Source organism: Tissierella sp. P1 (assembly GCF_002266425.1).
Taxonomy (GTDB): Bacteria; Bacillota; Clostridia; order Tissierellales; family Tissierellaceae; genus Tissierella; species Tissierella carlieri.
On sequence record NZ_NPMN01000011.1, the window covers coordinates 115,215 to 134,391 of the forward strand.

The following is a 19,177-nucleotide window of genomic DNA, read 5'->3' on the forward strand; positions in this document are numbered from 1 at the left end:
ACTAAGGATGATAGAATGAAGAAAATAGACTTAAACAAAATCATAATGCAAAATATTTTGCATCATGCAGATATAGGGATTCACGTCATAGATAATGAGAGACGGACTGTAATCTATAATAAAGTTATGGCTCAGCTAGAAGGGCTAGATACAAATCAAGTAATTGAAAAGGATATTTTAGATATCTTTCCTAGTCTAAATGAAGAGACATCTACTTTAATAAAGGTACTTCATACAGGAGAAGCTATTTTAAATAGTACGCAATCCTATTTAAACTTTAAGGGACAAAGGATAACTACTATAAATTCAACTATACCTCTTTATTCGGATGAGAAGATAATAGGAGCTCTTGAAATAGCCAATAACATAACACATATTAAAAACTTATCTGATCAATTAATAGAATTACAAAATGAACTATCATCAACTAAATCATCGAAGAAAAGTCTTAGAGCTAAGATAAAAAGATATAATTTTGATGATATTATAGGCGAAGATCCGTCTATGTCATTAGCTAAGAAAATAGCAAGAAAGGCTAGTAATTCAAGTTCCAGTGTGCTTATATATGGAGATACAGGTACTGGTAAAGAACTGTTTGCCCAGAGTATCCATTATGGAGGTATAAGAGCTAATAAACCTTTTATAGCACAAAATTGTGCTGCTATACCCGAGGCACTATTAGAAGGAATATTATTTGGAACTGACAAAGGAGGATTTACAGGAGCAGTTGAAAGAGAGGGAATTTTTGAACAAGCTAATGGTGGAACTCTAATGTTAGACGAGATTAATTCTATGTCATTGCCTTTGCAAGCAAAGCTTTTAAGGGTATTGCAAGAAGGATATATAAGACGTGTAGGAGGGACAAAAGATATACCTATTGACGTACGAATAATAGCTACTACAAATGAAGAACCTTTAGAGACCTTAAAGAAAGAAACCATTAGAAAAGATTTATATTACAGATTAAATGTTATTTTTATACAGATACCATCATTAAAGGAACGAAAAAAAGATATTTTAGTATTATCAAATCATTTTGTCAATAAATATAATTCTCTTTTAGGAAAGAAAATAGAGAAGATATCTGAAGAGGTAATAAATTCTTTCATGGAATATACTTGGCCTGGAAATGTTAGAGAATTAGGTAATGTTATAGAAGGAGCTATGAATATAGTAGATGATGAAGAAAGGATATTGAAAAAGGAAGATTTTATTTCTTCTATCTATATAATGCAAGATAAGCCTTTGAAAAATGCTATTGTCTTTCAGGAGAAAAATAAAACTTTACCTAACATATTAGAAGAGATGGAGAAGGATATTATATTTAATGCTTTAAATAATAATCAATATAATATATCTAAAACTGCAGAAGAATTGGGAATAAAAAGACAGACATTACAGCATAAATTAAAAAAATATAAGAGGTAATGCAATAATATTTGCATCTAGATGCAAATATTATTGCGTTTTTTTATATATTTTAAAATTTAAAATTGTTTGAAAATACTTTTATTTTTGTGATAAATCGCTCTAAATAGACAATTTTCTATAAGTATAATAATTCTTTAAAAAGTTGGCAAAGATATTGCATATATAGTAAGTGTGGCAAAGACATTGCATATACAATAAATAAAATTAATTAAGGAGGTTTATTTCATGAGAAAAGATAATGTAAGAGTAATCGTATGGGGTTTAGGAGCAATGGGTAAAGGTATAGCAGAAATGCTTTTAAACAAGAAAGGTGTAGATATAGTTGGAGCAGTTGTAAGAGGGGACAAGATAGGAAAATCTATGTACGACTTCTTAGATATTGAAAGAGGAAATAGAAAAGACTTACTTACAGGTTCTTATGAAGATGTAATAAAAGAAGGTGTTGCAGACATCGTAGTAATTGCTACTGATTCATTTACAAGAGATTCTTTTGACAAAATGAAATATTGCCTTGAAAGAAAAATCAATGTAGTATCTACTGCAGAAGAAATGGCATATCCACAGGCACAAGAACCAGAATTAGCTAAAGAATTAGATAAGATAGCTAAAGAAAATGGAGTGACTGTATTAGGTACTGGTATTAACCCAGGACTTATTATGGACTTACTAGTAATTACACTTACTGGAGCATGTATAGATGTAGAAAGCATTAAGGCTGAGAGAATCAATAATCTTTCACCATTTGGTCCAGCAGTAATGCACGGCCAAGGAGTAGGTATTACTGTAGACACATTTAACAAAAGGGTAGCAGAAAATGATTTAGCTGGACACGTAGGATTCCCAGAATCAATTACTATGATAGCAGATGCTTTAGGATGGAAATTAAGTGATGAAATTAAATTAGATAGAGCACCTATTGTTTCATCAGTATTTAGAAAAGCTCCATATGCAGAAGTACAACCTGGAGATGTAGCTGGATGTAACATGAAAGGATTTGGCTATGTTGATGGAGAGCTAAAAATTGAAATGCTTCATCCACAACAAGTTGAACCACAATTAGAAGGTGGAACAACAGGAGATTATATAACAATAAAAGGTACACCAAATATCAATATGCAAATTACTCCTGAAGTACCTGGAGGTATTGGAACTATAGCTATGACAGTTAATATGATTCCAAACGTAATCAACGCAAGACCAGGTTTAAAAACTATGATAGATTTACCAGTTCCAAGAGCTATTATGGGAGATATGAGAGAATTAATAGAAGACTAATTAAAACAATTAACAATTAACGAAGAACAATTAACAATTAAAAGATAAGGAGATATTCCCCCAAAAGAGTATGGGTGTTTCTCCTGTCTTTTTTACAAGGTTAATGAGTAATCTAAGGTTAATGTTTTATGTGCATTGAGAATTGATTAAATGGAGGGATATAAATGGATGCAAAACGTGGTGATTGGGTAAGAATTCATAATATAGTATTAGAAGTAGGACAAAGAGCAACAAGTATTCCAGAAGATACACAAAATGTACCACTAGAGATGTGGGTTAAAGGATTTTTATTAGACGAAAGTGCAAATATTGGTGATAAAGTAAAAGTAGAAACTTATATCGGAAGAACAGTAGAAGGAAATTTATTAGAAGTTAATCCATATTACAAACATGACTTTGGAAAATGTGTTCCTGAACTTTTATATATAGGTCGTCAAGCAAGAGAATTATTGGCAAAGGATGGTGAATAATAATGACTAGAGATATGAGTTATGATGCTGTTATGGCAAGAAGACCAGAGATAATGAAAAAAGCAGTTGGTATAGATTATGAAATATTTGAGTCAGGTAGTATAGCCTTTGACTATGAAAAGATGATGAGAGAAACAGGCTATAGTTTACAAGAGATTGAGGAAATTCAAGGGAGAACGGGAGTAGGTAATACTCCAGTATTTGAACTTAGAAATTTAACAGAATTAGCTAGAAAATTTGCACCAAAGGGAAAGGGAGCAAGAATATTTGTTAAAGACGAGGCAGGAAATCCTTCTGGCAGCTTTAAAGCAAGAAGAGCAGCTACAGCATGTTATCATGCAAAAAAATTAGGGTATAAAGGCGTTATAGCGGCTACATCAGGTAATTATGGTGCTGCAGTAGCATCTCAAGCTGCAATGCAAGGTTTAAAATGTATCATAGTTCAAGAATGTTATGATTCTAGAGGAGTAGGTCAACCAGAGATAATCGAAAAAGCTAGGGCATGTGAAGCTTATGGTGCGGAAGTAGTTCAACTAACAGTAGGACCAGAGCTATTCTATACATTCCTGGTATTATTAGAAGAAACTGGTTATTTTAATGCTTCTTTATATTCTCCATTTGGTATAGCTGGAGTTGAAACTCTAGGATATGAACTATCTATGGAATTTAGAGAAAGAGAAGGAAAAGACCCAGATGTAGTAGTTATTACAAATGCTGGGGGAGGAAACCTAACTGGTACTGCTAGAGGATTAATCAAAGCAGGAGCAACAAATACTCAAATAGTAGGTGCAAGTGTTAGTTTACAAGGACTTCATATGGCTTCAGATACACAATTTAATAAAAAATCATTTACAACAGGACATACAGGATTTGGTATACCTTTTGCTACTTGGCCAGATAGATCTGATGTTCCAAGATCAGCAGCTAGACCTCTGAGATATATAGACAGATATGTTACTATGAACCAAGGTACAGTATTTTATATGACAGAACTATTAGCTCAATTAGAGGGACTTGAGAGAGGACCAGCAGGAAACACTGCATTATCAGCTGCTTTTAAACTAGCGCAAGAAATGGATGAAGACCAAATAATAGTAGTACAAGAAACAGAATATACAGGAGCAGGTAAACATATTAATCCTCAACTTACATTCGCTAAGGAAAATGGAATAGAAGTAATAATAGGTGATCCAGCTGATGAGATACCTGGAAAGAATATAATACTTCCAAAAGACCCATCCTATATTAAGTTACAAGAATTAGACTTGAATAAAACTAGAAGATCATATATAAGAAATGCAGCAGACCATGTTAAAGCAACTAAAGCAACTAAAGAAGATATAGATTTCCTTGTTGAAGACACTAAGTCAAATGCTGAATTTGTCAAATCTGTGTTAGATGAATTAGGAATAAGCTATTAATAGGAGGTTGAAAAATGAGTAGAGCAGATGACTTTCAAGATAGAAGAAAACATTTGGCTAATTTAACAGAAGAAGAATTGGAAGCTAGGTTTTGGGAATTAGCTGGAAAGATAGTTGATCCAATAGTTGAGTTAGCTAGAAAAAATACATCTCCATCTATTGAAAGATCCGTATTACTAAGAATGGGTTTTTCAAGTATAGAAGCCAAATCTATTGTTGATGGAGCAATTGATAGAGGGCTAATGGGTAAAGGTGTAGGACATATAGTTTACAAACTAGCTAAGGAAAAGAATATAAACATTAGAGAAGCAGGGCTTAAACTAGTTAATGGTGAAATGTGGGATGACGTAGTAGTTTTATTTAAAGGAGGTGCCAACTAATGGAATTAAAACCAAATAAAAAATTAGACATAGAATATATTTTAAAAGATATTGATAAATATAAACCTAGAAGAAGAGGCTGGCACTGGAGAGAAGGATCAGAAGAAAATAGACAAATAGGTAAATTTGAATATTATGATACATCTGAATCCTTAGAAAATAGTCAACCGTTACCAGCTGCAAAATATTTTGATAATATAGATCCACAGCCAAAGGCTGTAATCACAACAGAAATTGCATCAGGTAGATTTGAAGATGATATAAGACGTATGAGAATGGCTGCATGGCATGGAGCAGACCATATAATGGTTATTAGAACTGCAGGACAATCTCACTTTGAGAGTCTTATAGAAGGAACTCCTCAGGGAGTAGGTGGAATTCCTATTTCAAGAAAACAAGTTAGAGCTCAAAGAAAAGCTTTAGATTTTATAGAAGACGAAGTAGGAAGACCAATTAACTACCACTCCTATGTGTCTGGTGTAGCAGGTCCAGAAATTGCAGTAATGTTTGCTGAAGAAGGAGTAAATGGAGCTCATCAAGACCCTCAATATAATGTTCTTTATAGAAATATAAACATGATTAGATCCTTTGTTGATGCAGCAGAAGCTAAGAGGGTTATGGCTTGGGCAGATATAGCGCAAATAGATGGTGCTCATAATGCAAATGCTACTGCAAGAGAGGCGTGGAAGGTAATGCCGGAACTTATGGTACAACATGCTATAAACTCAATATTCTCTGTAAAAGTTGGAATGAAGAAAGAAAATATCTGTCTTTCAACAGTACCGCCAACAGCACCACCAGCACCATGTATGAGGTTGGATTTACCTTATGCTGTAGCTTTAAGAGAATTTTTTAGAGAGTATAAGATGAGAGCACAAATGAATACAAAATATATGGAGTCTTCTCCTAGAGAAGCAACTGTAACCCATGTGCTTAACTTATTGATTTCTCAATTAACTAGAGCGGATATTCAATCTACAATCACTCCTGATGAGGGAAGAAATGTACCATGGCATATTTATAATATTGAAGCAGTAGACACGGCTAAACAAGCCTTTGCTGGTATGGATGGATTAGGTGCAATGGTTGAAATCAAGAGAGATAAAGGCGAGTTAGCAGATAAGGTTAGAGAGCTAAAAGAAAGAGCTATCCTATTCATGGAGGAAATCATTGAAGCTGGTGGATACTTTAACGCAGTAGAAGCTGGATTTTTCGTTGACTCCGGATATTATCCAGAAAGAAACAATGACGGTATAATTAGAAAAGCTGATGCAGGAGTAGGAGAAGGAACAGTATACGAAAGAGATGCTGATTATATGGCTCCAGTAACTGCACACTTTGGATATAATAATGTGGGCCAATATAATGAAAATTTAGTAGATAATCCAGCTGCTCTAATCGGTGGAGGAACATTTGAAGATCCATCTAAGATTATATTTATAGATGAATTAGATGAAAACGATAATGTTAATGTAAGACTAGAAGAAGTTAAGGAACTTAGAACTACATCTAAGATTAAGCCTGAGATGGAATGGCTTGGAGATGGCATTGTCTTACAAACATTATTCTTACCTACTGACGAAAGAACAGCAGAATTTGCTGCTATTGAAATAGGCAAGAAAATGGGATTAGAAGATGTAGAGGTAATCCATAAAGAGATAATGCAAGAAGCTGAAGGAACTCGTATAGAGTTAAAAGGTAGAGTTGCATTTACTATAGATACTAAGGATTTAGTTATACCTCCAAAACCAAAGGTATTAACTGAAGAAGAAATCCGTGAAGATATTAAGGCTAAGCCAATGAAGATTGTAGCAGCAACTGTTGGTGAAGATGAACACTCCGTAGGTATTCGTGAAATCATTGATATTAAACATGGTGGAATAGAGAAATATGGTATTGAATGTCATATATTAGGTACGTCAATACCAGTTGAAAAATTAGTTGACGCAGCGATTGAGTTAAATGCTGATGCAATTCTTTCATCAACTATTATTTCTCATGATGATATTCACTATAAGAATATGAAAAAGTTAAATGACTTATGTATAGAAAAAGGTATAAGAGATAAAATCATCCTTGCAGCTGGTGGAACTCAAGTATCTAATGAATTAGCTATTGAATCTGGTATGGATGCTGGATTTGGTAGAGGTACAAAAGGAGCCCATGTTGCTACATTCTTAGTTGAAAAGAGAAGAGCGATGAACAATGAAAATTGATCTATTAGTTGCAGAGATAGGTAGTACTACAACTGTAGTTAATGCATTTAATGATTTAGATACCTGCCCGAAATTTATCGGGCAGGGTCAATCTGCTACATCTGTATTAGAAGGTGATGTTAATATTGGACTAAAAGGGGCTATAGATGATTTAGCAAAAAATCTTGGTGAAGAATCTATAGACTATGATGAACTTATAGCGACCAGCTCTGCAGCTGGAGGTCTTAGAATGACAGTTCATGGATTGGTATATGATATGACTGTTAAAGCTGCTAAAGAAGCTGCATTAGGTGCAGGAGCTAATATTAAATTCATTACAGCTGGTAGGCTACGAAAGTCTGATCTAAGAAAGATAGAAGAAATAAAGCCTAATATCATCTTAATTGCAGGTGGAGTAGACTATGGTGAAAGAGATACAGCACTTTATAATTCAGAGCTTATTGCAGAATTGAATTTAAACATACCCGTTATATATGCAGGTAATATAGAAAATCATGAAGATGTAAAGGATGCTTTTGAAGGCAAACAAACAGAGCTTTATATAGTTGATAATGTTTATCCTAAGATTGATGAATTAAACGTAGAGCCTACGAGAAAGGTAATTCAAGAAGTCTTTGAAAAGCATATAATTCATGCACCAGGTATGGAGCGTGTAAGGGAAATGGTAACTGGCCCTATTATGCCAACACCAGGAGCAGTAATGGCTGCTTCTCAGCTTTTATACGATGACATTGGAGATTTAGTAACAATTGATGTAGGTGGAGCTACAACAGATGTTCATTCAGTTACAGAAGATAGTGATGAAATATCAAGAATTTTAATTAATCCAGAGCCTAAGGCTAAGAGAACCGTAGAGGGAGACCTTGGAGTTTATGTGAGCATGAAAAATGTAGTAGAGATGGTAGGGAAAGAAGAATTAGTTAAGGAACTACAAATCACCATGGAAGAACTGGAAGATTTAATTGCTCATCATAAGCCAATTCCAGAGACAGATTTAGAAAAGCAGTTTGTAGAAAAGTTGACATTGCATGCAACTATTACAGCAGTGAGAAGGCATGCAGGAGGACTTAAGCATCTATATGGACCAAGTGGTAAGAAAACCATTGCAGAAGGTAAAGATTTAACCCAAGTAAAATATATAATTGGTACAGGTGGTGCACTAACACGGTTGCCTAATAGAAAAATGATACTTGGAGAAATTGCACTTTCCAATAAAGGAAATGATTTACTTCCAAATGCTGAGGCTGAAATATTAATAGATAATCATTATATAATGGCTTCACTTGGAGTAATGGCTAAGAAATATCCAGAAGAAGCATTAAGGCTATTAGAAAACAGTCTTAAGGGGGAATAAAATATGAGTTATCCCAAAATGACAGTTAATTTAGAAACTATAAAAAATAATGTAAGATCTGTAGTTGGATTATGTAACAGTCAAGGTATAAAAGTTGCAGGAGTAACAAAGGTTTTCTGTGGTAATCCTAGAATTGCTAAAGCATATATTGAAGGTGGAGTATCCTATCTAGCAGATTCTAGGATTGAAAATCTTATAAGATTAAAAGAATTAGACATACCAAAAATAATGTTAAGATTACCTATGAAATCCGAAGCAGAAAAAATAGTAGAGTATGCAGACATATCTCTTAACTCAGAATTAGATACTATTACTTCCTTATCAGAAAAAGCTTTAGAGAAAGGGAAGATTCATAAAATCATTTTAATGGTAGATTTAGGAGACTTAAGAGAAGGATATTATGATGAAAAATCTCTATTTAATTCTATAGAAAAGATGATAGAATTGAAAGGTGTTAAAATTATAGGTCTAGGTACTAATCTAACATGCTATGGCGGAGTAATACCAACTAAAGAGATTTTAAATAGATTAGCTAAATTAGAGAAACAAATAGAAGAAAAATATAATATAGAATTAGAAATCTTATCTGGAGGAAATTCAAGTACAGTTCATTTGCTACCAGATAACAAAATTGATAGATTAAATAATTTAAGACTAGGTGAATCTTTAGTACTTGGAACTGAATCAGCCTATGGAGAACAGATAGAAGGTACAAAAAATGATGCGTTTACCCTTCAAGTGGAGATTATTGAAGTAAAAGAAAAACCTTCATTGCCTACTGGAAAGATAGGAAGAGATGCCTTTGGAAATATACCAACTTTTATAGATAGGGGAGTCCGCAGAAGAATTCTTTGTGCTGTAGGAAAACAAGACGTTGACTTTGAAGCTCTTTATCCATTAGACGAAGGGATAATTATCCTAGGTGGTAGTTCGGATCATCTTATACTAGATGGATCAGATAGTGAGGTAGATTATAAAGTAGGAGATATTATAGAATTTAGAATGTCTTATGTTGGTATACTGAGAGGTATGACTTCTGAATATGTTGAAAAAGAGATAATTGAATAATTAAAAGAATAGAAATAAAAAGTCTTGAAAAAGTAATATTTTTTAAGACTTTTATTTTTATTTAAGTAATACTTAAATAAAAATAAAAAATATTGAAAAAATTCTAAAAAAAAGAAGGAATTTTAAAATTTTTGTCGAATATTATATATAATGTCAACAGAATAAACATGTGTCAGCATAGTGGACAAAATTAAGGAGGAATAAAATGAAAGATAATTATTCATCAATTGATAAGGCTTTCCTAATTTTAGAAAATTTAGCCGTACCACCTTACGAAAAAACTGCTTTCGAAATAAGCGAAGAATTGAAAATACATAGAAGTACAGTACATAGGATACTTAATATTCTAATAGAAAATAAAATGGTTTATCAAAGTCCAAGCTCTAAAAAATATTCTATTGGACCGGGATCATATCATATAGGGGCTGCCTATTTATATAATCACACTAGTATGGAACAAATAAGGATAATATTGGAGGAGTTAGCTAAAGAAATAAAGCAATCAATAGGGTACGCAATCCTATTAGAAGATAGGATATTAAGTTTGTTCGAATTGGAAAGCTATCAACCTATTCAGATAGGATTTAAAGTGGGAACTTATTATCCAATACATTGTGGAGCTTATGGTAAATGTATTATGGCATATTATGAGCCTATGATAGATTAGAGGAAATAGTTTATTCAAGCAATCTAGAAAAAAAAGGTCCAAATACTATTACTGATCCAAAACAATTATTACAAGAATATTCAAGTATAAGACAGCAAGGTTTCGCAATAAGTGATGAAGAAAATATGAAAGGTCTTGTAGGTATAGGAGTTCCAGTTAAGAATTTTAATGATAAAGTTACAGCATGCATAGCTGTAAAATATATTAAAGGTAATATTGTTGATGCGGAAAGAGATATGATTTTAGGAAAATTAATGCATTATGCAGACAGAATTAGCAAATTAAATTTATAAGGGAGGGAGAATTATACTATCTTGACTGCATCTTAGTAAAAAAATTGTGATAAAAATAGGAGGGATTTTCATGGTAGAAAGTGTAAAAAAGAAAAAATTTAAAGTACCACATACCTATGTAATTCTTTTTTCAGTTATTATCATCATGTCAATATTGACTTATGTAATCCCAGCTGGAGAATTTGACAGAGTAAAGGAGGAGGCTACAGGAAGAACCTTGGTGAGTCCAGATTCATTTCATAATGTTGAACAAAATCCTATAAAACCTTTTGCATTAGTTCAGGCTGTGCCAAGAGGAATGGAGGATGCAGCACAAATAATTTTTTTCATATTCATTGTAGGTGGAGCATTTCAAATTATTACAGCAACTGGAACTATTGAGGCGGGTATAGGGAGATTAGCAAAAAAATTGGATGGTAAAGAGAATTTAATGATTCCAATATTTATGGTGATATTTGGCATTGGTGGGGCAACCTTTGGTATGGCCGAGGAAACTATAGTATTCGTACCTATAGGTATAGCTTTAGCTAGGGCCTTGGGATTTGATGCAATTACTGGAACAGCAATGATAACCTTAGGAGCCGCTTGTGGATTTAATTCAGGATTTATGAATCCTTTTAGTGTAGGTGTAGCTCAAGGTATTGCTGAATTACCTTTGTTTTCTGGAATCATTATGAGAATAATTATATTTGTGGTATTACTAATAATTACTGCTATTTATATAATTCGATATGCAGAAAAAGTTAAGAAGGATTCATCTAAAAGTGTAGTTGCAGAATTGGAGTTAGAAGAAAGAGGTAAAATAATAGATTTAAATAATGTCCCTACAATGAGAGTTCATCATAACATTATATTATTGACAGTTATTGCAGGATTTGCCGTAATAATTACTGGGGTATTTAAATTTGATTGGTATATCTTAGAAATTGGTTCTACATTTTTAGCAATGGGTGTTATAAGTGGACTAATTGGTGGATTAGGACCTAGTAAAATTGCTCAAGAATTTGTCGTAGGTGCAAAATCTATTGCATTTGGAGCACTAGTTGTAGGGGTAGCTCGTGGCATCTTAATAGTTATGAAAGATGGTTTAATAATAGATAGTATTGTATACGGTTTAGCTAAAGCAATTCAAATATTACCTAAGTCTATATCGGTTATTGGAATGTATATAGTTCAAGTAATAATTAACTTCTTCATTCCATCTGGTAGTGGTCAAGCTGCTGCAACTATGCCAATTATGGTTCCATTATCAGATTTATTAGGAATTACAAGACAGACAGCAGTTATGGCATTCCAATTTGGTGATGGATTTACCAATTCTATTATTCCTACTTCTGCAGCACTAATGGGATATTTATCTATGGGTAATATTCCTTATGAGAAATGGTTTAAGTTCATATGGCCTTTAATGTTAATCTGGATTGGAACTGGCATGGCGTTCTTAGTAATAGCTAATGGAATATCTTATGGGCCATTTTAACATAAAGATTGGAGGGGACTACATTGATAGATTATAAGAAATTTTTTTCTGAGGAAGAGTTAATAAAACTGACTCAGGAATTGGTAAGAATACCTAGCCATAAGGATGCGGAAAATCGTGAGAAGGAAGTTGCAGAATATATTTATAAATTTAGTACAGAAAATGGCTTAGAAGTAGAATATCAAGAAGTAGACGGACTTAGGAAAAATGTTATAGTTAATCTAAAAGGCGAAGGAACTGGTAAAACGCTTATGTTCAATGGACATATGGATACTGTGCCCCCTTATAATATGATAATAGATCCCTATGGTGGAGAAGTTAAAGATGGCTTTATATGGGGAAGAGGAACTTCAGACATGAAGGGACCTATAGCTTCTATGTTAATAGCTATGCTTGCTATTAAGAGATCTCATAAATCTATGAAGGGCAATATTATTTTCACTGGTGTATTGGGTGAAGAAGAACAAAGCGAAGGTACTGAAGCTCTAGTAAAATCAAATATCAAGGCAGATGGTGCTATTGTAGGTGAACCATCTAATTATGAATATGCCATAGGACATAGAGGATTAGAATGGATAGAAATAAAAGTTAAAGGTAAGGCGGCACATGGTGGAGTTCCACATTTGGGAATTAATGCGATTTCTAAGACAGCAAAACTGATTCTAAGGATTGAAGAAAGGTTAATGCCTAAATTAGCAGAAAGAAATAATGAATATATGGGACCTTCAGTAATGAATTTTGGGAGAATTGAAGGAGGAAGTCAACCAAGTACAGTAGCAGATTGGTGTTCTATTAAGATTGATAGGCGATATATTCCAGGAGAAAGTGTAGATTCTGTATTTAAAGAGCTTGAAGATATAGTTTTAGAACTTAAAAAAGAGGATAAAGAATTTGATGCAGAGATAATAAGAATGGATAATAATTTCTTAACATTAGATCATCTCTATTTGATGACAGATCCTGAGGACCCTATAGTCGTTGCAACTAAAAATGCTTTGAGCCAAGTAATTGGCGAAAAACCCAATTTAACAAGAAGAAGAGGCTGGACAGATGCAGCACTACTATCAAACTTTGGAAATATTCCAACAGTAGTTACAGGACCCGGAGATATTTCTTATTCTCATACTAAGGATGAAAGAGTTCCTATAAAGCATTTAATAGACTATGTAGAGATTTATTGTAGAATAGCTGAAGATTTTTGTGAAATCCAATGATTTATAAATATTATAGGCAGAATAAAATTTCTGCCTATAATATATAGGAGGTTAATTCCATGATTAAAGATAGAATAAAAGGAAACTATCTAAGAAAAAAAATAATTAGTTCTGAAGAAGCTTCACTGCTTATTAAAGATGGGATGATCATAGGAACCAGTGGATTTACACCTTCAGGTTATCCGAAAGAAATTCCTTTAGCATTAGTTAAGAGGCTAGATGAAAGTAAGGAAAGAATTTCAATAACCTTAATTACAGGAGCTTCAGTGGGAGATGAGATAGATGGAGAATTTGCTAAAAGAGGTATTATTAGTAAGAGGATACCATATCAGACTAATGATTGCTGTAGAAATAGTATAAATAATGGAGAAATTAGTTTTGTTGATATTCATCTAAGTCATTTATCCCAATATATAAATTATGGCTTTTTAGGTAAAATTGATTTGGGGATTATTGAAGCTGTTGAAATTTCAGAAGAAGGATATATTATTCCATCTACTTCAGTTGGTATTACCCCAACAATAATTGAAAAAGCAGAAAAATTAATAATAGAAATAAATACTAGTCAGCCAAGAGAGTTAAGAGGAATTCATGATATATATCAAACAAAAAATCCACCATATAGAGAGCCAATACCTATAGTGAAAGCTTCTGATAGAATTGGAGAAAATTTTATACCTATAGATTTAAATAAGGTGGCAGCTATAGTCATAACTGATAAAAGAGATGATGTTAGGCCCTTTACATCTATTAATCAAAATAATATAAAAATGTCAGGATATCTAATAGATTTTTTAGAGGAGGAAATTAAAAGAGGAAGGATACCTAAAGAACTACTACCTTTTCAATCTGGAGTAGGATCCGTAGCTAATGCAGTTTTAGGAGGATTTAAGAATTCAAACTTAAAAAGTTTAAATTTCTATACAGAAGTAATACAAGACTCCATGTTGGAATTAATAGATTATGACAAGGTTAATATTGTTTCTGGCACTGCTATAACCCCATCTCCTGAGGGATTAGAAAAATTCTATAAAAACTTAGATAAATATAGGAAAAAGATAGTTTTGAGACCACAGGAGATAAGCAATAATCCTGAAATAATTAGAAGATTGGGAGTTATTGCTTTAAATACAGCTATTGAGGCAGATATCTATGGTAATGTAAATTCTACACATATATTGGGGAGAAAGATGATGAATGGAATAGGTGGTTCTGGAGATTTTGCTAGAAATTCTTATATTTCTATTTTTTTCACTGAATCCACCGCAAAAAATGGTAATGTTTCTTCTATTGTACCCTGTGTTTCGCATGTAGATCATACTGAACATGATGTAGATATAATAATAACAGAAGAAGGAGTGGCAGATTTAAGAGGATTATCGCCTAAAGAAAGGGCTTTAACAATAATAAAAAATTGTAGCAATAAACATTACAAGCCAATGCTTATGGATTATTATAAAACGATAACAAAGATCAATGCTTCTCATACCCCTAAAATACTAAAAGAAGTTTTTTCTTGGCATGAAAGATTTGAGAAAAACGGAACTATGAGAATTTAAAATCGCTAAGCCATAAGGAGGAAAGAATATGTATGATATAATTATAAAAAATGGCACCTTAGTAGATTTTGACAAAAATAAGTTAACGGTTAAAGATATTGGAATTAAAGATAATAAAATTGCATCTATAGATAGTAGTCTCAATAGTGGAAGAAAAATAATAGATGCAAAGGATAAAATTGTATCTCCAGGGTTTATTGATATTCATATGCATGAGGAAAAAATTATAGATGGTGAAGATGGGGAAATTTACGATATAGCATATAAAATGCTTAAAATGGGTGTCACAACCTGTGTTGGAGGAAATTGTGGAAATAATAGACAAAGTATTGATGAATTTTTTAACTTTATAGATAGTAATGGAGCTCCCGTAAATTACATGATCTTTGCTGGTCACAATTATTATAGAAATAAACTTGGTATAGATAGATATAAGGAAGCAACTAGAGAACAAATAGAAAAAATGATAGATTTAATAAGAGAGGATATAGGAAAAAATGGTGCTGTAGGATTATCCTTTGGTATAGAATATTCTCCAGGAATATTCTTGGAAGAGATTCTAGAAATCTGTAATTCTATAAAAGAATATGATATTTTGATATCGGCACACTATAGAGCCGATGCTAAAAAAGGAATAGATTCTATAAAAGAGTTGATAATGATTTCTCAAGTCACGGGATTGCCTATGCAGATATCTCATCTCGGGAGCTGTACTGCTATGGGACAGATGAGAGAATCTTTAGATATCATAAAAGAAGCCGTAGATAGAGGAATAGATGTAAGGGCAGATTGTTATCCCTATGATGCCTTTAGTACTTTTATAGGGAGTTCAGTTTTTGATGATGGGTGTTTTGACAATTGGAACAAAAGCTATGACTCCATATTATTAACGGAAGAACCCTATAAAAATATCAGGTGTACAGAAGAAATATTTCATAAAGTGAGAAAAGAATATCCGAATATGTTGGCAGTAGCTTTGTAATGAATGAAGATGAAGTTATTGAATCTTTGAAAGAATCTTTTGTCTATGTAGCTAGTGATGGTCTCTTGAATAAAGGACAAGGACATCCCAGAGCGGCTGGTACTTTTCCTAGAATAATTGGAAGATATGTTAGAGATGACAATAGGTTAGAGCTGATAGATCAATTGAAAAAGATGACTAAACTACCTGCTGAAAGACTAAAACTAGAACATAAAGGTGAGATAAAGGTAGGAATGGATGGAGATATTGTCATTTTTGACTATGATAAAATAATAGATTGTGCAACTTTTGACAATCCAACAGAATCTCCTTTAGGAATAGAGTATGTTATAATAAATGGCGAAATAGCTTTACAAAATAATGAGATATTACAAAATAGGCTAGGGAAAGTGATTAGGAGATTTCAAATATAAAATTAGGTGGGATTAATATGATAGAGAGAATTAATAGTATTACTTACAGTATATTAGATGATTTAAAGAAATTGAATGAGTATATTTACAATAACCCAGAATTAGGATATGGGGAGTTTAAATCTTCAAAGGCTCATATCAATCTTTTAAGAGAATATGGATTTCAGATAGAGGAAGAATATCTTGAAATAAAAACTGCATTTAAGGCTAGCTATGAAAGCAATAAAGAGGGGCCTACAATATGTTATTTATCTGAATATGATGCTTTGCCGGGAATCGGACATGGATGTGGTCATAATTTACTTGGAACTACTAATACAGGGGCAGCTGTAGTTTTAAGGCATTTATTAGATGAAATAGGAGGGAAGGTCATAGTTTTTGGAACTCCTGCAGAAGAAACCAGCGGAGCAAAGGTTACAATGGTAGAAAAAGGAGTATTTAAGGATATAGATATAGCTATGCTAGCTCATCCAGCACCTGTATATAATAAAAGTGGGACATCTTTAGCTTTGGAACCAATACAATTTAGCTTTAAAGGTAAAGCTTCACATGCTGCCTCAGACCCAGAAAAAGGTATTAATGCATTAGATGCCGTAATAATGACTTTTAATAGTATAAATGCTCTGAGGGAGCATATATTACCCTCTGCTAGAATTCATGGAGTGATAACTGAAGGTGGCAAAGCGGCAAATATAGTTCCAGACTTAGCTATTGCTCAATTCTATGTAAGAACTGAAACGAAAGCTTACTTACAAGAATTAGCGGAAAGAGTTAAGAACTGTGCTAGAGGTGCTGCATTAGCTACAGGAACTACTTTGGAAATATCTAATTATGAATTTATATATGATGATTTAGTAACTAATGAAAGTTTATCAAATGTATTTAGCGAAAATTTAAGGATTCAGGGGATAGAAAATCCTGATAATATAAAACTATCTTTTGGTTCTTTGGATATGGGAAATGTAAGTTATGTGTGTCCAGCTATTCATCCATACTTTGGCATATATGGTGATGAAAGTATTGCTGCCCATACTGAAGAATTTAGAGATGCCACTTTAACTGACAAAGCTTATGAGAATATGATTATTACAATTAATGCATTAGTAAAAACTGGAGTCCAAGTTATTCAAGATAAAGATTTACTTGAAAGGATAAAAAAAGAATTTAAGGAATTCTAAAAAATGAGAACTAGTAAATCTAGTTTTTATTTTTTTCTATAAATGAGAAACTTCATTGAAGATTAGCTTTCGATGTATACATAAAGGATAAAACATGCCTAATATGAGGAGTTGTGAGAAGTTATAGTATTAAATATTTATAATTATGGCTATTTTGAGCAAAATAATAAATGTATGAATAGTAAAGGATATTTTATAATAAAAAAAATTTTTTTATAAAATATCCCTTATTTTTTAAAACATGTACAAATGTTAGTATTTTAACACTTTAGAAGTTGGCATGAAATTTGCTATATATTATTATAGACTTTAATATAATACAAAATCTAAGGAGGCACAGTTAATGTCAAAAGAACCAAAAAAAGATGTAGAAGATATTTTAGAAAAGTCAGAAGGACTGCAACGCTCCATGAAAACACATCAAATAATGATGCTTGGTATTGGAGGAACCATTGGTACTGGATTGTTTCTAGGATCTGGTTATGTACTACAGCAAGCTGGACCAGGTGGTACATTAATAGCATACTTATTTGGCGCAATAATAATGTACCTGATGATGTTTTGTTTGGGCGAATTATTAGTTGAAATGCCCGTTGCAGGAACAGTACAGGCTTATGCAACAGAACTTATTAATCCAAGTATGGGATTTACTGTAGGATGGGTAAAATGGTTATCTTATGCTATTACTATACCATCACAACTAGTTGCATCATCAATAATTATGAAAAATATTTTTCCTAATGTTAATTCAATGATATGGATAATAGGTTTTACTATACTACTATTTATTATGAATGCAGTACCTAGTGATAAATATGGAAAATCATCTTTTATATTTAGTAGTATAAAATTTATATTAATAGTTGTATTCTTAATATTAGGATTAGGAATGATTACTGGATTAGTAGGTAAAGAAGCAGTTGGATTTAGGAACTTCGTAAATGACGGAGGACTTTTCCCAAATGGTGCAAAAGCTGTAATTATGACAATGATGACAGCAGCATTTGCCTATGGTGGAGCTGATATTTTCGCTGCTGCTGCAAGTGAAAGTGAAAATCCAGAAAAAGACTTACCTCGTGCAATTCATGCTACAATCTGGGGTTTGATAATAGCTTATATTGCATCTTTAGTTGTTTTAATTGCAGTACTTCCTTGGAGAAGTGCAGACTTGGCTGGAAGTCCTTTTGCCTATGTTTTTAAATTAGCTGGTATCCAATCAGCAGAGCTGATAGTTAACGTTGTTGTATTAACATCAGCACTTTCATCGGCAAATGCGTTTATATATTCAAGTACAAGATCATTATGGTCAATGGGGAATTTTAATCAGGCACCGAAATTCGTCTCAAAGGTTAATGGTAAAAAGGTTCCTATGAATGCATTAATTGTTACAATGCTATTTGCTGTTGCTGCGGTTATATCGAGTATAGTAGCACCTGGAACCGTATATTTATTCTTAACTTCAATAATTGGAATCAGTAATATTTTCATTTATATATTATATGCAGTATGTTTATTCATATTTAGAAAACAATACAAAGAAAAGGGCGGTAATATAGAGAATATAAAATTTAAAACACCATTCTATCCTGTAACGCCTGCACTACTGATAGCATTATGTATAATACTATTCATTGGTATGTTCTTTGATCCTACACAAAAATTAGCTTTAATTCTAGGCATTCCAACTTATGCAGCTTTTTATATAGGATCAACTTTATATAATAAATCCAAGAAACAAGGATTATAAAAATTAGGAGGTAAATTATGAATAAGGAA

General features: G+C 32.6%; 17 protein-coding genes. All 17 read left to right on the plus strand.

The window, feature by feature from the left end:
• Positions 1 to 15: 15 nt before the first annotated feature.
• The 17 genes from CIW83_RS10045 to CIW83_RS10115 all read left to right on the plus strand — a co-directional run bounded on the left by CIW83_RS10045 (position 16) and on the right by CIW83_RS10115 (position 19,148).
• A complete protein-coding gene (locus CIW83_RS10045) occupies positions 16 to 1,428 on the plus strand; it encodes a sigma-54-dependent Fis family transcriptional regulator (RefSeq protein ID WP_094900775.1) in 1,413 nt (470 codons plus the stop codon).
• 228 nt (positions 1,429 to 1,656) lie between these two features.
• Complete coding sequence (gene ord, locus CIW83_RS10050) at positions 1,657 to 2,706, plus strand: 2,4-diaminopentanoate dehydrogenase (protein WP_094900777.1); 1,050 nt, start codon at positions 1,657 to 1,659, stop codon at positions 2,704 to 2,706.
• 164 nt (positions 2,707 to 2,870) lie between these two features.
• Positions 2,871 to 3,176 (plus strand): 2-amino-4-oxopentanoate thiolase subunit OrtA, encoded by a 306-nt coding sequence (gene ortA, locus CIW83_RS10055; protein WP_094900779.1) that lies wholly within the window; start codon positions 2,871 to 2,873, stop codon positions 3,174 to 3,176.
• Between the two features lie 2 nt (positions 3,177 to 3,178).
• Positions 3,179 to 4,597, plus strand: a complete 1,419-nt coding sequence (gene ortB / locus CIW83_RS10060; RefSeq protein WP_094900781.1) for a 2-amino-4-oxopentanoate thiolase subunit OrtB — start codon at positions 3,179 to 3,181, stop codon at positions 4,595 to 4,597.
• 14 nt (positions 4,598 to 4,611) lie between these two features.
• Positions 4,612 to 4,977 (plus strand): ornithine aminomutase subunit alpha, encoded by a 366-nt coding sequence (locus tag CIW83_RS10065; RefSeq protein WP_094900783.1) that lies wholly within the window; start codon positions 4,612 to 4,614, stop codon positions 4,975 to 4,977.
• Entirely contained in the window at positions 4,977 to 7,193 is a 2,217-nt protein-coding gene (gene oraE / locus CIW83_RS10070; RefSeq protein ID WP_094900785.1) for a D-ornithine 4,5-aminomutase subunit OraE, read from the plus strand. Before CIW83_RS10065 ends, oraE begins: the two co-directional genes overlap by 1 nt.
• Positions 7,183 to 8,547 (plus strand): GlmL-related ornithine degradation protein, encoded by a 1,365-nt coding sequence (locus tag CIW83_RS10075; protein WP_094900787.1) that lies wholly within the window; start codon positions 7,183 to 7,185, stop codon positions 8,545 to 8,547. Before oraE ends, CIW83_RS10075 begins: the two co-directional genes overlap by 11 nt.
• Before the next feature lie 3 nt (positions 8,548 to 8,550).
• Positions 8,551 to 9,615 (plus strand): ornithine racemase Orr, encoded by a 1,065-nt coding sequence (gene orr, locus CIW83_RS10080; protein WP_094900791.1) that lies wholly within the window; start codon positions 8,551 to 8,553, stop codon positions 9,613 to 9,615.
• Positions 9,616 to 9,820: 205 nt separating this feature from the next.
• On the plus strand, positions 9,821 to 10,282 hold the full coding sequence (locus tag CIW83_RS22850) for an IclR family transcriptional regulator (protein WP_201259780.1): 462 nt from the start codon (positions 9,821 to 9,823) through the stop codon (positions 10,280 to 10,282).
• 47 nt (positions 10,283 to 10,329) lie between these two features.
• A complete protein-coding gene (locus CIW83_RS22855) occupies positions 10,330 to 10,575 on the plus strand; it encodes an IclR family transcriptional regulator C-terminal domain-containing protein (protein WP_235601288.1) in 246 nt (81 codons plus the stop codon).
• 70 nt (positions 10,576 to 10,645) lie between these two features.
• Complete coding sequence (locus tag CIW83_RS10090; RefSeq protein ID WP_094900793.1) at positions 10,646 to 12,055, plus strand: YfcC family protein; 1,410 nt, start codon at positions 10,646 to 10,648, stop codon at positions 12,053 to 12,055.
• A 23-nt stretch (positions 12,056 to 12,078) separates the two neighbouring features.
• The gene (locus CIW83_RS10095; RefSeq protein ID WP_094900795.1) at positions 12,079 to 13,269 is read left to right on the plus strand and encodes a M20 family metallopeptidase; all 1,191 of its coding nucleotides are present in this window, start codon (positions 12,079 to 12,081) and stop codon (positions 13,267 to 13,269) included.
• A gap of 59 nt (positions 13,270 to 13,328) precedes the next feature.
• Positions 13,329 to 14,828, plus strand: a complete 1,500-nt coding sequence (locus CIW83_RS10100) for a succinate CoA transferase (protein ID WP_094900797.1) — start codon at positions 13,329 to 13,331, stop codon at positions 14,826 to 14,828.
• Positions 14,829 to 14,856: 28 nt separating this feature from the next.
• Complete coding sequence (locus tag CIW83_RS10105) at positions 14,857 to 15,810, plus strand: amidohydrolase family protein (protein WP_201259781.1); 954 nt, start codon at positions 14,857 to 14,859, stop codon at positions 15,808 to 15,810.
• A complete protein-coding gene (locus CIW83_RS22860) occupies positions 15,810 to 16,223 on the plus strand; it encodes an amidohydrolase family protein (RefSeq protein ID WP_201259782.1) in 414 nt (137 codons plus the stop codon). The genes CIW83_RS10105 and CIW83_RS22860 overlap by 1 nt, the downstream gene beginning before the upstream one ends.
• A gap of 17 nt (positions 16,224 to 16,240) precedes the next feature.
• Positions 16,241 to 17,401 (plus strand): M20 family metallopeptidase, encoded by a 1,161-nt coding sequence (locus CIW83_RS10110; protein WP_094900799.1) that lies wholly within the window; start codon positions 16,241 to 16,243, stop codon positions 17,399 to 17,401.
• A gap of 343 nt (positions 17,402 to 17,744) precedes the next feature.
• Positions 17,745 to 19,148, plus strand: coding sequence for an amino acid permease (locus CIW83_RS10115; protein WP_094900801.1), 1,404 nt, complete (start codon positions 17,745 to 17,747; stop codon positions 19,146 to 19,148).
• Positions 19,149 to 19,177: the final 29 nt, after the last annotated feature.